This is a genomic window from Serratia liquefaciens ATCC 27592 (assembly GCF_000422085.1).
Lineage (GTDB): Bacteria > Pseudomonadota > Gammaproteobacteria > Enterobacterales > Enterobacteriaceae > Serratia > Serratia liquefaciens.
In genome coordinates, this window is sequence record NC_021741.1 from 2951346 (window position 1) to 2966831 (window position 15486).

The following is a 15486-nucleotide window of genomic DNA, read 5'->3' on the forward strand; positions in this document are numbered from 1 at the left end:
TCATCACCTCGTCCCTATCGGGGTGATGACGTTACGCCCGTTATTTTCGCCAGGCCTCCAGCAAGTCCTTTTCCAGCACGCCGCTGGATTTGCATTCAAAGGGTTTCACTTTGTCATTGCCATCCGCAGCCGTCAGCCCGGCAACCCCGCTAACCTGCACCATGACATGACTTCCCTCCCCGGCGCTATAAATCTGCACCAGTATTCGATATTCCTCCGTCAGATTTGACGGGGTCGCCTGGTCGGTGCAATCCAGATAAAGTCCCGCCAGTTCGGCCTCGCTCCCGGCAGCCCCGATAACGCCAAGGCGACTGTCGGTCAACGTTGGAGTTATCCCTTTCGCACTTAAAATGGCCAGGGTGCGCGTGAACAGCTCATCCGGTTTTCGGTTACCGATCAGGCTGCCGTCATCGGCTGCGGGAGGAACGGATGCATCACCTGTCGTGCCCTCTGCGGGTTGATTACCGGCTTTTGTCGGCCCATACACCGACACGCAACCTGTCAGCATCAGCAATGCAATAGCGGTTAGTCTTCTCATCGTCATTCACCTGTAATACATAGAGGCGCAGGCACTTAAACAACAAATCAGCGATACAATCATCAGATAACGCATGCCACTCTCCTTAGCGGTAATAAGCTGCGACGCAGCCGGACAATGCAAGACAGGCCATCAACAACAAAATCAAATAACACTTCATGACTCCTCCATAACCGTACAAATCCCTGTGTTTTATGCAGCCATGCGAGCTGGCTGACGACAGAGGTTATTGCACTTGTTATGGCGCCGTCATTGGACGCCATCAGTGCCAGCGCTGACAGGACAAGGTCATCGGGGATCATGGAAATAAAAAAGCCCCGGCAGGAAAACCGGGGCTTGCGGGTTAGCAATGCGTTTTAGGCGCTTTGCGCCAGGGGATCAACCAGAGCCAACGAGTTTTTCATCGCCTCTACCATATCGCCGTCTACGCAATAGTGGCTGAACTCGTCAAACTCGCTGTCTGAACACATGGTGACACCGGCTTTGCGATAGCGCATGGTCGAAGGCACCGCGTGGCCGGAGGAGCTGTGCAGCTCCTGAATACCAATATCGACAAACTTGTGCAGATTGCTGAGCCGCACGCCGGCACCGGCCATAATCACCGGTCCCTGGCTGGCCTGCACCAGATCGCGCAGTAAGGGCAATCCCAATTCCGCATTTTGCTGCTGGCCTGAGGTGAGTATCCGCGCCACGCCCAACTGCGTCAGTTGATCGAGCGCCACCAGCGGATTTTGGCACATGTCGAAAGCGCGGTGGAACGTCACCGCCATATTACCGCTCAAACGCATCACTTCTTGCATGCGCGGCAGATCGATATGCCCTTCTTCATCCAGCATGCCCACCACCACACCGGCAAAGCCCATATCGCGGATCTGGGCAATATCATGCTTGATCACGTCAAAATCCACCGCACCGTAGCAAAAATCCCCACCGCGTGGACGAACAATAGGGTGCACCGGCACACCGATCCTGTCGCGTGCCAGACGTAAAGAGCCATAGCTTGGCGTCAAGCCGCCCTCACTTTGGCTGGCGCATAACTCTATACGATCGGCACCTGCCCGCTCGGCCGTCAGCGCGCAATCGACGCTATAGCAGCAAACTTCCAGTTTAATCATTGTCACCCCCAGATGACGGCTAACTTGCGACGGCCATTGTTAATTTTTCAATTTCTCATTTAGGCTCATAGTAAGCATAAGCCAGCTCAGGGTAGTAACTATGGCATTCAATTTTGATCTATGGGTAGACCGCAGTCACAGTGACAGCGTTAAGTGGGATAAATATCGCGGCCGCGACGTTATTCCGCTCTGGGTTGCCGATACCGACTTCCCGTCACCGCCGGCAATTATTGATGCCTTGCAGCAGCGCGTCGCTCATGCCGTATTCGGCTACGGTCATCCCTCCCCTGAGCTGATTGAGGTTTTTACCCGCCGTATGCTAGAGCGCTACGGCTGGCATATCAATCCTGAATGGCTGGTTTTCCTGCCTGGCCTGGTTTGCGGCCTGAATTTATGCGTGCGGGCTTTTACCACTGAGGGAGAAGGCACTCTGGCCCCCTCGCTAATCTACCCGCCGTTTCGTAAAGCAGCGAAATTTGCCGGCCGCACACAGCTACCGGTGCCGTTGACGCTGCAGGACCGGCGCTGGCTATTGGATTTCAGCGCTGTCGAAGCACAGCTCAGCGGTGCAGAGAGATTATTGATGCTGTGCAACCCGCAAAATCCCGGCGGCACCGTCTACCGCAGACAGGAGCTGTTGCAACAGCATGAGTTTGCCAAAAACCATAATCTGATTGTTTGTTCAGATGAAATTCATTGCGATCTGTTGCTTGAACCGGGTTGTGAACACATCCCCTTCGCCACGTTGAATGATGATGCCGCTCAGCGCAGCGTCACGCTGATGTCGCCGTCGAAAACCTTCAATATCGCCGGTCTTGGTGCCTCAATGGCAATTATTCCCAACCCGGAGCTGCGCAAGAAGCTGGTCCGTGCGCGCAGCGGTATTGTGCCGGAGGTGGATGTGCTCGCATTGGTTGCTGCGCAGGCTGCTTACCAGCATGGGCAAGCGTGGCTGGACGAACTGTTGGTTTATCTACGCGCAAACCGTGATTGGGTGATCGAGCGTATTAATGCCATGCCAGGGCTGGCACTGCAGCCCATCGAAGCCACCTATCTGGCCTGGATAGACTGCAGCCAGCTGCCGGTCGATAACCCGCACGCCTTCTTTGAACAGGCCGGCGTAGGATTAAGCCCGGGTCTGGATTTTGGCAACCGGCATTTTGTTCGTTTGAACTTTGGCTGCCGGCGCGAACTGCTCAGCCAGGCGCTAGACCGCATGCTGCTGGCCACCCGCTCGCTGCAGCCCAATTAACCCTGTTCGCTGGCGACAATGTCCCGGATGGAATAAGGATGGAATTTGATCGTCACGGTGCCGTCGGTGATCGCCAGCGTTGGGTTCGGTAAACGTTCGCCTTCTCCCTTTGGTGAGCTTTGTTTCAGTTTGATGCCCGGAGCCAGCAGCGCTTCATCCGGCAAGTGGGCCAACGCACGCGCATAAAGCGTGGCCGGTTCGCCGCTAAGCACCAGCTCTACGTGTTCCCAACCTTCGTGCGGATAGCGCTTGTCTCCGGGATAAGGCAGCTCCACGCAGTCGATCTGCCAAGGCCCCACCTTAAGTGGCTGCTGAAGATCAAACAGGCAAATAGGACGGCCATTGATCATCGCCTCCGACAGCAGCGAACCACACTGCTCTAACCCCAGTCGCCAGCGTTCAGCGGTAGTGTTTTGATGGCAGCGCAGCGAAACGTGGTCTGCAGTGAACTGGGACAGATCCAGCTGCAGTTTTTCAGCAAACTGGCTCAGCGCCAGCTCAAAACGCGGCAGATCCAGCGCTAAATCGTGAAGTTCGGCAATGGCCGGAAAGCTAGTCATAGGGTCCTCGAAACAACAAAAGCGGTTTTCAGGGGGTAATTTACACGCCTGAGACGTTGCTAGCCACAGGGCCAGTCAGGCAAACTGCCTTTTTTTAGCAGAAGATGCCATCGCTGATTAACTTTTCGCTTTAGAAGACGTGAAAACGCACAAAAAATAACTTACCCTGTTCCTATTACTACACGGGTTAGCATTTCCTGAATTTTAATTTCAGATAATGGCTATGGAATTAGTTTATAGTTTTTTCTTATGAACTGAACCATGAGAGTACTACTAACTTATTAAGCCCAAAAACACATCAAAATTGGCGTTAAAAAATGCTTAATAAATAGTTAATCCTCACGTAGTAAAAACCAATGAAAAACTTAATGGAATGAACATCAAAAATACAATGCACTGTTATTATTAAAATTATTATAATAAAAGCATGAGAATCCTCCTAAACGAGGCATCGACAATTGCTTGAAAATATCAATTGAGCTACTTTAGTGAAAATTGAGCCAGAGATAATCATTCATGTTTCTTTTAATAATCTCCCTGTTGCTGGTCGTTATTGCCGTTTACGCGATCTTTCGCCACTTTAAATCGCGCCGCAATAATACGTTGGACGCTGGCCGCCGAAACAAAAAACACTAACCCTGCTATTTTATTTTCCCACAGACATCGTCTTTTTCTCGTTTTTCCCTTCAGCTTTGCCTTCCGCAACATTGGCGCTTTGCGGCGCCAGGCATAATCAAACTGCGACTTTCGCCTTCCCCCGCGCCAACTGCTGACGTCACTCATCAGATCGGTTACAATTGCAGGCTGTTTTGTGGTGGGTCGGCGTGTTGACGCGTGGCCAGTAAAACCACCTTTGAATCCCACAGGGGCATGGCATACGGCCCCTCGTTCGTCATTAAGGTAACCCGGTGAATATTCAGGTTCTTCTTTCAGATAAAGTCAGCCAGGCGCTGATTGCCGCAGGCGCGCCAGCCGATTGCGAAGCGCAGGTCCGTCAGTCCGCCAAAGCGCAGTTCGGCGACTATCAGGCTAATGGCGTGATGTCCGTCGCCAAGAAACTCGGCATGCCGCCGCGCCAATTGGCAGAAAAAGTGGTGCAACTGCTTGATCTCGGCGACGTTGCCAGCAAAGTGGAAATCGCCGGTCCCGGCTTTATCAATATCTTCCTGAACAGCGACTGGGTCGCGCAGCAAACTGATTTGGTGCTTGGCGCGCCAAAACTGGGTATTGCCCCCGTCAAACCGCAAACCATCGTGATTGACTACTCAGCGCCCAACGTGGCGAAAGAAATGCACGTCGGTCACCTGCGCTCCACCATTATCGGTGACGCTGCGGCACGCACTCAGGAATTCCTGGGGCATAAAGTGATCCGCGCCAACCACGTGGGTGACTGGGGTACCCAGTTCGGCATGCTGATTGCCTATCTGGAAAAAATGCAGAACGAAAACGCCAGCGATATGGGCCTGTCCGATCTGGAGCAGTTCTATCGTGAAGCAAAGAAACACTATGATGAAGACGCCGAGTTCGCCGAACGCGCCCGTGCCTACGTGGTAAAACTGCAAGGCGGCGATCAATACTGCCTGAAGATGTGGCGCAAACTGGTCGATATCACCATGGCGCAGAATCAGCTGACCTATAACCGCCTGAACGTCACCCTGACCGAAGACGATGTTATGGGTGAGAGCCTGTACAACGCGATGCTGCCGGGCATCGTGGCCGATCTCAAGGCCAAGGGGCTGGCGGTAGAAAGCGAAGGCGCCACCGTGGTATTCCTCGACGAATACAAGAATAAAGACGGCGAGCCTATGGGCGTCATCATCCAGAAAAAGGATGGCGGCTACCTGTACACCACCACCGACATCGCCTGTGCGAAATACCGCTATGAAACGCTGGGCGCCGACCGCGTGCTCTACTACATCGACTCACGCCAGCATCAACATTTGATGCAGGCCTGGACCATCGTGCGTAAAGCCGGTTATATCCCAGACTCCCTCTCGCTGGAACACCACATGTTCGGCATGATGCTGGGTAAAGACGGCAAGCCGTTCAAAACCCGTTCAGGCGGCACGGTGAAACTGTCCGATCTGCTGGATGAAGCGGTCGATCGTGCAGGTAAACTGATCGCCGAGAAAAACCCGGACATGCCAGCGGAAGAGATGCAAAGCCTGGCCAATGCCGTGGGAATTGGTGCGGTTAAATACGCCGACCTGTCGAAAAGCCGTACCACCGACTATATCTTCGACTGGGACAACATGCTGGCGTTTGAAGGCAATACCGCACCTTACATGCAGTATGCTTACACCCGTGTGGCTTCCGTATTCAAACGTGCCGGTGTCGACGAAAGTAATCTGACCCTGCCGCTGGTGATGACCGAAGAGCGCGAAATTGCGCTGGCGACCCGCCTGCTACAGTTTGAAGAAGTGATCACCACCGTGGCGCGCGAAGGTACCCCGCACGTGATGTGTAGCTACCTGTACGATCTTGCGGGCCTGTTCTCCGGCTTCTACGAACACTGCCAGATCCTGAATGCAGACAGCGAAGAAGCGCGCCAGAGCCGCCTGAAGCTGGCACTGTTAACTGCCAAAACGCTGAAAATCGGTCTGGATACGCTGGGTATCGAAACCGTCGAACGTATGTAAGTCATCACGCTGAATACGAGAAAGGGTCGCCGAGGCGACCCTTTTTATGTTCTGAAAGTGGGAAAGCCCTGTTACGCCACTCGCCGAGCAAAATCGCGCGGACGGAAACCCAAGCCTGCCAATACGCCGAAGTAAGCCACAATACCTGCGACCACAACCACTGCCAGACGCAGCAGGCGTGCCAGCATATTGCCCTGATCCCAGGCAGGCATCAGCCACATCACCCCGACCAGTACTACCGACATCACGATCACCGCAATCACCAGTTTAGTCAGGAACAGAGCCCAACCCGGTTGCGGGTGGAAAATCTTCTGCTTGCGCAACTGCCAATACAACAGCGAAGCGTTAATACAGGCTCCCAGACCAATCGACAGCGAAAGCCCCGCATGCTTTAACGGACCGATAAACATCAGGTTCATCACCTGGGTTAAAATCAACGTGATAATGGCAATCTTAACCGGCGTTTTAATGTCCTGACGCGAATAGAACCCTGGTGCCAACACCTTCACGACGATCAATCCCATCAGTCCCACCGAATAGGCCACCAGCGCACGCTGGGTCATGGCGGCATCGAAGGCGTTGAACTTGCCGTACTGGAACAAAGAGACGGTCAGCGGCTTGGCCAGAATGCCCAGAGCTATGGCGCTCGGCAGCGCCAGCAGGAAGCACAGGCGCAGCCCCCAATCCATCAAACGCGAATATTCATCGTGGTTGCCGCTGGAAAAACTTTTCGCCAGCGACGGCAACAGGATGGTTCCCAGCGCCACGCCCAGCACGCCGGAGGGGAATTCCATCAGACGGTCGGCATAGTACATCCATGACACCGAACCGGAGACCAGGAAGGAGGCGAAAATGGTATTGATGATCAGTGAGATCTGGCTGACCGAGACGCCGAAAATGGCTGGCCCCATCTGACGCATCACTCGCCATACGCCCGCGTCGCCAAGTTTGAGGCGCGGCAGCACCAGCATGCCGATCTTCTTCAGATGCGGGAGCTGGTAGCCCAATTGCAGCACGCCGCCCACGACGACCGCCCAGGCCAGCGCCATCACCGGTGGATTGAAGTAAGGTGCGGCAAACAGCGCGAACCCAATCATGCTGACGTTAAGCAACGTCGGCGCAAACGCCGGGATCGAAAAACGGTTCCAGGTATTAAGGATTGACCCCACCAATGACGCCAGCGAGATCAGCAGAATATACGGAAAGGTCACCCGCAGCAGCGACGAGGTCAATGCGAATTTGTCCGGTGAATCGACAAAGCCCGGCGCGGTAATGTAAATCACCCATGGGGCGGCCAGCATCCCCAACACCGTCACCACGGCCAACACCAGCGTCAGCAGTCCGGAAACGTAAGCGATAAAGGTACGCGTTGCTTCTTCTCCCTGCTGGCTTTTGTATTCGGCCAGGATCGGGACAAAGGCTTGCGAAAAGGCCCCCTCGGCGAAGATGCGCCGCAGCAGGTTAGGCAGTTTGAACGCCACGAAGAAGGCGTCCGTTGCCATACCGGCACCAAATACCCGCGCCACGATGGCGTCACGGGCAAAGCCCAGCACCCGTGAAAACATCGTCATAGAGCTGACGGCTGCCAGTGATTTTAGTAGGTTCATGTGGTTTTTTGATGTGCCCTGTAAATGTCGACGCCTGCATCAGCAGGCGTCAGTAAAACTATCGGCTAAGTTTACCCGTACGTCGCAGAATAGCTACTCTCATATGTTACATGGAGTTATGTTACAAATTGGCGTCTCGCAACAGGCGTTCAATCACCCGCTGGGCAGCGATCGCCTGCTCTCCGGCAGTTTCCGGCAGCGTTTGGTTACTGACGGAGGCCAGGAAATGACGGATCGCGCCGTCAAAACCGCGCTGCGCCAGCGTGGTTTGCCAGCCGGGTGCCGGCTGTTCCAGCACGCCTTGTGAATCTTCCCGCAGCCACTGACGCATATCGTTTACTTGATAGATTGTGCCGTCCGTTACCGCCTGTACGCTTTCGCGCTGGCTGCCGGCCCGACGATGCATACTGGTGGTCACCAGCGTTTCTCCGCATTGAAAATGGTGTTCGGCATAAACCAACTCACCGGCATCGTTAATGCGCAGACTACCGCTAAGCCGTTGCCCAGCGTCGCCGCCCAACCACAGTGCGGTGTCCACCACGTGCAGGTAATCGTCCAGCAGGGTAAAGCGCGCATCGTTGGGTCCGACGCTGTCGGCACGATGTTTATCCATGCGAATCGACGCCGGTTGGTTCATATCCTGCTTCAACTGACGGTACAGCGGTGCAAAGCGACGGTTAAAGCCAACCATCAGCGCCTTGCCCTGTTTTTCAGCCAGGGCCAGTAGCTGTTCGCCCTGTTCCACGGTCTCCGCCAGCGGTTTGTCGACATAAACGTGAACGCCATATCGCAGCAGCTCGCCAATCACCTGAAAATGGCTGGCGGTGCTGCTGTGAACGAACACCGCATCACACTGCTGCGCCAGGCTGTCGAGCCCCGAAAAACAGGCCATGCGATAGCTGTCACAAATGGGCTGTGCCTTTTGCTGATTCGGAGAGAAACCGCCGACTAACGTCCAGTCTGCCGCCTGGCTGAGGATTGGCAGATAAGCCTTTTGAGCAATACCGCCCAACCCCACCACGCCAACGCGTAATTTACTCATGCGATCCCCGCTCCAATAACGCCTGCACTTGCTGTTTAAGCTGCACCACTTCGTTTTCCAGCGTACTCACTCGCTCGTGTAAATCGCTGTCATTGGCCGTTGATGCTTCCGCAGGTGCCTCGTCAATCTGGCCGCTGAACAAATGCATAAACCGGCTTTCACGTTTGCCCGGCTCCCGCGCTAGCCGCACCACAAAGGGGCCATCCTCACGCGCACTCAGCTGTGCCAGCACCTGCTCCACTTCGGTAACATCATTAAATTCATGCATGCGGTTGGTTCGGGTACGCAATTCCCCAGGAGTTTGTGCGCCACGCAGCAGTAAAGTGGCGATCACCGCCAATTCAGCGGCGCTCAGCTTGAGCTGACCAAACTCTGAATTGCAAAAACGCTGTTCATATTTGACCACCCGATTGCCGAAACCGCTCAGGGTGCGCAAAAAGTGTTTCTTTAACAGCAGATCGAGCACCTGCTGAACTTCGTTTTCAGCTAGCTCCATCACCGGTTCACGGTTGGTTTTCTGATTACAGGCCAGGGTGATGGCATTGAGAGAAAGGGGATATTGGTCCGGGGTGGTTACCTGCTTTTCCAGCATGCAGCCAATTACCCTGGCTTCTTTAGCGCTTAATTCATATTTCATTATTTTGCCTCAGCGTGGCGGTAGCCATTCTTTATTGGTTAAAGCTGTCAGTACGTGATCCTGCCACTGCCCGTCGATCAGCAGATAATCCTTGGCATAACCCTCACGTTCGAATCCCAGGCGGGTCAGCAGTGCGCCGCTGCGCTGATTGTGCGGCATATAGTTGGCCATGATGCGGTGCATACGCTGCTGGCGCAGCATATAGCGGATGGAGGACTGCAACGCTTCAAACATCAGCCCCTGGCCCTGCCATTTCTCGGCCAGCGAATACCCGAGGAAACAAGCATGGAATGAGCCGCGCAGCACGTTGCTGAAGTTGGCCACGCCGCGCACTTCATTTTCTTCCGGATCGAGCAGGATAAAATAGTAGGCGCTGCCCTGCTTTTGCATTTCAGTGATCATCCCCAGCCGCGCTTGCCAGCCGGAAGGATAACAGTGGCTTTCATCCCGAACCGGTTCCCAGGGTTTAAGGAAGCTTCGGTTTTCGGCATAGTATTCCGCCAGCCGGTAGGCATCGCGTTCATGCACTAAACGGACAACCAGTCGGTCGGTGGTGAGGCGTACTTTTGGTGATGCAGAGCGGTAGCCAAACATCATTTCCCCCACGGTCAGAACGGTTCGATAAGAAGTATTTATTGGGCGCACGTTTGGACAATAATCCGGCGACGAACCTATTCTGAGCCATTATTTCTCAACCATCGGCGCAGAACCGCACTTACCCTCATTTAATATAACCGCAGCCTGCCCCAGAGGTAAAATCCCGGTAGCTCAGTAAATAAGCGATTAGTCATTTTACGACTATTTTCGTGCCGTTTTGCCGTGCAGGTAACGTATTGACGATAAAAAAATATTATCTATCCCGCCCCTATCGGCAATACGGGATTGGGTACACACTAGAGCGGTTGCACTCCTCTCCCTCTTAATTGCTCGTGGTGAAGCATGTCTCTGGTATCGCAAGCGCGGAGCTTGGGTAAATATTTTCTATTACTCGATAATCTGTTGGTGGTTTTAGGCTTTTTTGTGGTCTTCCCGCTTATTTCGATTCGCTTTGTCGATCAGCTTGGCTGGGCGGCGGTGGTGGTCGGCGCAGCGCTGGGTTTACGCCAGTTGATCCAGCAAGGCCTGGGGATCTTTGGGGGCGCGATAGCCGACCGATTCGGCGCCAAACCGATGATTGTCACCGGCATGCTGATGCGCGCAGCAGGCTTCGCCACCATGGCGATGGCCGACCAACCCTGGATACTGTGGTTCTCCTGTGCCCTATCCGCCCTCGGCGGCACGCTGTTTGATCCGCCGCGTACCGCATTGGTGATTAAGCTTACCCGCCCGCATGAACGCGGCCGTTTTTACTCGCTGCTGATGATGCAAGACAGCGCCGGTGCGGTCATCGGCGCCCTGATCGGCAGTTGGTTGCTGCAGTATGATTTCCACTTTGTCTGCTGGGTCGGCGCGGGCATTTTTGTGCTAGCGGCGGGCTGGAATGCCTGGTTGCTGCCGGCATACCGAATATCCACCATTCGCGCGCCCATGAAGGAAGGCATGATGCGTGTCCTGCGCGATCGCCGCTTCCTGACCTATGTACTGACCCTGACCGGTTACTACATGCTGTCGGTACAGGTGATGTTGATGCTGCCGATCGTCGTCAATGAAATCGCTGGTTCACCGACGGCGGTGAAATGGATGTATGCCATTGAGGCCGCACTGTCGCTGTCACTGCTCTACCCGATAGCGCGCTGGAGCGAAAAACGTTTCCGTCTGGAGCAGCGGCTGATGGCCGGGCTGTTGCTGATGACCCTCAGCCTGATCCCGGTCGGGCTGGCTACCAGTCTTCAGGGTGTATTTACCCTGATTTGCTGTTTCTATCTCGGCTCCATCATCGCCGAACCAGCGCGTGAAACCCTCAGTGCTTCGCTAGCGGATCCGCGCGCACGCGGCAGTTATATGGGATTCAGCCGCCTGGGCCTGGCGTTGGGTGGCGCGCTGGGTTATACCGGCGGCGGCTGGATGTACGACACCGGCCATGCGGTTGGCATGCCGGAACTGCCCTGGATACTGCTGGGCATCGTGGGAATGATTACCCTGCTGGCCCTTTATTGGCAGTTCAATCCACGCAGCATCGCATCGGAAGCGCTGCCCGGCGGCTGAGATTTTTCTCTAAGTTGCCAGAAAATCAGCCGAATTACCCACAGCTGCTATCCTGATAGTAAAAACATAAACGGGAGAAGTTGGCGATGAGTGAAGAAGACAAATTACCGCAGCTGTTGGAACACATGGTACTGAACCTGCGCATGATCTACGCGCGGTCAACATTGGTAGAAAAAGCGCTGGCCCACGTCATCGCTGACAATGCCACTTTAAAGAGCGACATCATCAAACAGCTGCAGATAGTCAACGCCAGCAACGAGCGTGATAAAATCGATTTGGAAGAAGCACGCATGCATTTGATAGAAGTGATTAATTCCGTTCCGACAAAAAAATAATCCCTGCTTTGGCCCGCGCAGTCTGTACGGGCCAAACACCAATTACGCACCTTCCAACAATAACTTTTCGCGACAGCCTCAGTATGCTGTGATAACTATTGCTGTTAAAACCTGACAACCGGAGCAAGCATGAAACTGTTTATCTACGATCATTGCCCATTCTGCGTTAAAGCCCGCATGATTTTCGGCCTGAAAAACCTGCCCGTCCGCCTGGTCACCCTGCTCAACGACGATGAAGCGACGCCTGTCGGCATGATTGGCAAAAAAATGGCGCCGATTTTACAAAAGGATGACGGCAGCTATCTTCCTGAAAGCATGGATATCGTGCATTACGTTGATAACCTCGACGGCAAGCCGCTGCTGACCGGTAAAACCAACCCGGCGATCGCCGACTGGCTGCAACGGGTCAGTGGTTATAGCATCAATCTACTGCTGCCGCGCTTTGCCAATGCCGACTTCGAAGAGTTCGCCACTGACAGTGCACGCCAGTACTTTAGCGACAAAAAGCAGGCCTCGATCGGGGATTTTTCCGAGCACCTTGCTGACAGTGCCGATCTGATTGCCCAACTGGAGGACGACTTGCAAACACTTTCCGGCCTGGTAGTCTCCGCAGACGCGGTGAATGGCACGTTGTCGGAAGATGATATCCACCTGTTCCCCCTGCTGCGTTCGCTGTCGATCGTCGCCGGACTTACGCTGCCGGAAAACGTAGAAACTTATCGCAACCGTATGGCGCAACGCAGTGACGTCCCACTGCTGTTCGATATGGAACAGTAACCCCCGCGATAAGGATATAGCGCGCAAATGTTGAAAATGGTGCTGGTCACTGCCCGCGATCGGGCACGGCTGAAAGAAATCTCCACCGTGCTGATCCGTTATGGATTGCAGGATGTGATTCGTCTGCTGGGTCTGAGCAATCTGTTAAGCGGTGCTGAAGGCAGCAGTGAAAGGCAAGACGGTCAAACATTGCCGCAGCGCCTGCGTGCGGCGCTGGAAGCCTTGGGGCCGACCTTTGTTAAGTTCGGCCAGATCCTGGCTACCCGTTCAGATCTGTTGGACGCAAGCTGGACCGACGAACTTGACCGTCTGCACAGTCAGGCAAGCACCCTTTCGTGGGAGCAACTGGCACCACAGATCCGGGCAGACTTGAAGGGTGACCCGCACAGCCTGTTCGCCGAATTTGACGAAACCCCGCTGGCCGCTGCCTCGATGGCGCAAATTTACCGCGCCCGCCTGCACAGCGGCGAAGCGGTGGTGATTAAGGTGTTACGTCCCGGCCTGGCAAAAACCATTCAAGCCGACTTGCGCCTGCTGACCTATCTTGCGGAAACCGTGGAGCAACAGAGCCCGGCGCTGGCCCGTTATCGTCCGCGGCAGATGGTCAGAGCCCTGGCAACCGCGCTGACGCATGAACTGGACCTGACTCACGAGGGTAACAACTGCGAACGGGTCGCTCAACAGTTTGCCCAGCAGCCCAACGTGGTCATTCCGAAGATTTACTGGCAATGGTCGTCTCAGCGCCTGCTGGTGCAGGAATTTCTACCGGGTATCGCACCGGAAAATCCGCAGCAACTGACGGCGGCAGGATTAGATGGCCCATTACTCGCTCAGCGCGGCGCACAGGCCTTTATGAAAATGGTGCTGGAGCACCGTCTTTATCATGCCGATCCGCATCCGGGTAACGTAATGGCGTTAGCGGATAATCGCGTCGGTTTTATCGATTTCGGTATGGTCGGGCAGCTTTCCGAACGGCGACGTAATCAATTGCTGCTGTTGCTGCAGGCCATCGCCGAACGAGAATCCGCCGGCATCGTCAACACCTTGATCGCCTGGTCGGACAGCGATCCTTTGGATCTGCTGGATCTGGAGTTGGCGGCGCAAAACTTTCTCGATAAACAGGCCTCTGCCACTCTCACACTGGGCAAGGCGCTGACCGATTTGTTGGTGATGGTGCGTGAGCATCAGTTGGCACTGCCGCCAGACCTGGTGTTGCTGTTCAAGGCGTTAATCACGGCCGACGGCGTGCTGCATCGGCTGGATCCCCATTTCGATATCATCGCCACCCTGAAACCTATGCTGCAACAGGTGATGCTGCAGCGTTATACCCCGGAGGCGGTACGTCGGCGCATGCTGGCATTGGGCGGCGAGGCATTGGACGCCAGTGAAGAGTTGCCGCAAACCTTGCGGCTGCTGATGCGCCGTCTCAAAGGCGGGAAAATCAGCGCCGATATCAACGTCAAGAATATTGATCAATTGAGCAAGGCACTGGAGCGAGCCGCCATCACCCTGGCCATTGCTATTGTCACCGCCGCCTTCGCGTTGGGTCTGGCGCCCTATCTGATGCACTCTTCCCTGCGGTTGTGGGGTATTCCACTGTTTCCGGCGCTGGGCGCGCTGGCCTGCCTGGGTGGTGTCTTGCTGCTGGTACTGCGTCTGCGGCGCTGAACAGTTTCAGCGTTATCCGATAGGTAGCCAGGCATTTCACGCGCACTATCACCCTGCTCGCTGACATCAACGGTTTCCTTCGCAGACAGCGAGCGTTTATAATGACAAATCAATAATCTGCAGCATTTTCGTTGGCAGTAGCTATGAGGCACACATGAAAAAGATCCTGATGGGCGCAGCCGCCCTGCTGTTCGCCGGCGCATTGGTCGGCTGCAATCAGCTGACCCAGTACACGCTCAGCGAGCAGGAAGTGAATGATTACCTGCAAAAGCACAACGATTACCAGAAGCAGATCGGCGTGCCAGGGCTCTTGGACGCCAATATCGTGCTGACTCAGCTAAAGAGCCAAATTGGGCGTAGCGAACCGGGCAAGGTTACCCTTTCCGGCGATGCGAAAGTGAATATCACTTCCATTCTGGGCCCGCAGACCGCGGACCTGAAGCTGACGCTGAAGGCGCAGCCGGTGTATGACCGCGAGCAAGGCGCGGTGTTCCTCAAAGACATGGAGTTAACCGACTACAGCGTGCAGCCGGAGAAAATGCAGACGGTGATGAAGGCCCTGACCCCTTATCTGAATCAATCGCTGAAATCCTATTTCGATCAAAAGCCGGCCTATGTGCTGAACCCGGATAACAGTAAAACAGAAGCCATGGCCAAGAAACTGGCTAAAGGGTTGGAAGTGAAGCCGGGTGAACTGGTTATTCCATTTACCGACTGACGCTGACACTAAAAAAACAAAAAGCCCGCTGTTAACGCGGGCTTGATATTTTTCAGACGTTAATACGCCGGAAAACGGTGAGATTATTGCGGTTCGCTGTAGGTGATTTTACCGGCGTTGCAGTCGAGGGTAACATTGTAGGTTTTATCCATTTTGGTGCCCCGTACCGTTAACGGCACCTGCCATACCGCGTCCTTGCCGGTAATCGCCTCCGGACTGATCCAGGCTATCGGGGTAGCGGTACCCAGCAGCTTTTTATCCGACTCCCAGCGCGTAATGCGGTTCTGCAGGTAATCGCGTTTCACCTGAGCGGCGACGTCTGTCGGTTGCAGACCCGCGCATTGTGCCACCTTCGCGCTGCGTTGTTCCTGCGCCTGCACCGTGGTGGTAAAACCTACCGTGGCCAACAGTGCTACGGCCAAACTCAGTCCCGTTGCTTTCATATTCCCTCCA

At 54.7% G+C, this 15486-nt stretch carries 16 protein-coding genes; 7 read left to right on the plus strand and 9 right to left on the minus strand.

Annotated elements, in window-relative coordinates:
• Positions 1 to 40: 40 nt before the first annotated feature.
• Positions 41 to 538 carry a hypothetical protein gene (locus M495_RS13765; RefSeq protein ID WP_020827273.1) on the minus strand — a complete coding sequence of 166 codons (498 nt, stop codon included), beginning with the start codon at positions 536 to 538 and terminating at the stop codon, positions 41 to 43.
• A 356-nt stretch (positions 539 to 894) separates the two neighbouring features.
• Positions 895 to 1653 carry a copper homeostasis protein CutC gene (cutC, locus tag M495_RS13770; protein WP_020827274.1) on the minus strand — a complete coding sequence of 253 codons (759 nt, stop codon included), beginning with the start codon at positions 1651 to 1653 and terminating at the stop codon, positions 895 to 897.
• Between the two features lie 100 nt (positions 1654 to 1753).
• Between cutC and M495_RS13775 the strand changes: the two genes are divergently transcribed.
• Positions 1754 to 2905, plus strand: a complete 1152-nt coding sequence (locus M495_RS13775) for a MalY/PatB family protein (protein ID WP_020827275.1) — start codon at positions 1754 to 1756, stop codon at positions 2903 to 2905.
• Here M495_RS13775 and M495_RS13780 read toward each other — a convergent pair.
• Positions 2902 to 3465, minus strand: coding sequence for a VOC family protein (locus tag M495_RS13780; RefSeq protein WP_020827276.1), 564 nt, complete (start codon positions 3463 to 3465; stop codon positions 2902 to 2904). The genes M495_RS13775 and M495_RS13780 overlap by 4 nt on opposite strands.
• Positions 3466 to 3990: 525 nt before the next feature.
• Positions 3991 to 4248 carry a hypothetical protein gene (locus M495_RS25825; protein ID WP_158499683.1) on the minus strand — a complete coding sequence of 86 codons (258 nt, stop codon included), beginning with the start codon at positions 4246 to 4248 and terminating at the stop codon, positions 3991 to 3993.
• A 125-nt stretch (positions 4249 to 4373) separates the two neighbouring features.
• Between M495_RS25825 and argS the strand changes: the two genes are divergently transcribed.
• On the plus strand, positions 4374 to 6104 hold the full coding sequence (argS, locus tag M495_RS13785) for an arginine--tRNA ligase (protein WP_020827278.1): 1731 nt from the start codon (positions 4374 to 4376) through the stop codon (positions 6102 to 6104).
• A 71-nt stretch (positions 6105 to 6175) separates the two neighbouring features.
• Here argS and murJ read toward each other — a convergent pair whose 3' ends face one another.
• From murJ to rimJ, 4 genes are all read right to left on the minus strand, one after another.
• Positions 6176 to 7711, minus strand: coding sequence for a murein biosynthesis integral membrane protein MurJ (gene murJ / locus M495_RS13790; RefSeq protein WP_041414637.1), 1536 nt, complete (start codon positions 7709 to 7711; stop codon positions 6176 to 6178).
• A gap of 121 nt (positions 7712 to 7832) precedes the next feature.
• The gene (locus M495_RS13795) at positions 7833 to 8753 is read right to left on the minus strand and encodes a Gfo/Idh/MocA family protein (RefSeq protein WP_020827280.1); all 921 of its coding nucleotides are present in this window, start codon (positions 8751 to 8753) and stop codon (positions 7833 to 7835) included.
• Entirely contained in the window at positions 8746 to 9390 is a 645-nt protein-coding gene (locus M495_RS13800) for a YceH family protein (RefSeq protein WP_020827281.1), read from the minus strand. Before M495_RS13800 ends, M495_RS13795 begins: the two co-directional genes overlap by 8 nt.
• A gap of 9 nt (positions 9391 to 9399) precedes the next feature.
• Positions 9400 to 9984, minus strand: a complete 585-nt coding sequence (gene rimJ / locus M495_RS13805) for a ribosomal protein S5-alanine N-acetyltransferase (protein ID WP_020827282.1) — start codon at positions 9982 to 9984, stop codon at positions 9400 to 9402.
• A gap of 345 nt (positions 9985 to 10329) precedes the next feature.
• On the opposite strand from rimJ, the gene mdtH reads away from it, so the two are divergent.
• The 5 genes from mdtH to M495_RS13830 all read left to right on the plus strand — a co-directional run bounded on the left by mdtH (position 10330) and on the right by M495_RS13830 (position 15033).
• Positions 10330 to 11535: a multidrug efflux MFS transporter MdtH gene (mdtH, locus tag M495_RS13810; RefSeq protein WP_020827283.1), complete on the plus strand. Its 1206-nt coding sequence runs from the start codon at positions 10330 to 10332 to the stop codon at positions 11533 to 11535.
• An 86-nt stretch (positions 11536 to 11621) separates the two neighbouring features.
• On the plus strand, positions 11622 to 11870 hold the full coding sequence (locus tag M495_RS13815; RefSeq protein WP_020827284.1) for a hypothetical protein: 249 nt from the start codon (positions 11622 to 11624) through the stop codon (positions 11868 to 11870).
• A 129-nt stretch (positions 11871 to 11999) separates the two neighbouring features.
• Entirely contained in the window at positions 12000 to 12647 is a 648-nt protein-coding gene (gene grxB / locus M495_RS13820; RefSeq protein WP_020827285.1) for a glutaredoxin 2, read from the plus strand.
• A gap of 27 nt (positions 12648 to 12674) precedes the next feature.
• The gene (locus M495_RS13825) at positions 12675 to 14315 is read left to right on the plus strand and encodes an ABC1 kinase family protein (RefSeq protein ID WP_020827286.1); all 1641 of its coding nucleotides are present in this window, start codon (positions 12675 to 12677) and stop codon (positions 14313 to 14315) included.
• A 154-nt stretch (positions 14316 to 14469) separates the two neighbouring features.
• Complete coding sequence (locus M495_RS13830; RefSeq protein WP_020827287.1) at positions 14470 to 15033, plus strand: lipoprotein; 564 nt, start codon at positions 14470 to 14472, stop codon at positions 15031 to 15033.
• An 83-nt stretch (positions 15034 to 15116) separates the two neighbouring features.
• Here the strand turns inward: M495_RS13830 and yebF are convergent, their stop codons facing one another.
• Positions 15117 to 15476 carry a protein YebF gene (gene yebF / locus M495_RS13835; RefSeq protein ID WP_020827288.1) on the minus strand — a complete coding sequence of 120 codons (360 nt, stop codon included), beginning with the start codon at positions 15474 to 15476 and terminating at the stop codon, positions 15117 to 15119.
• Positions 15477 to 15486 lie beyond the last annotated feature (10 nt).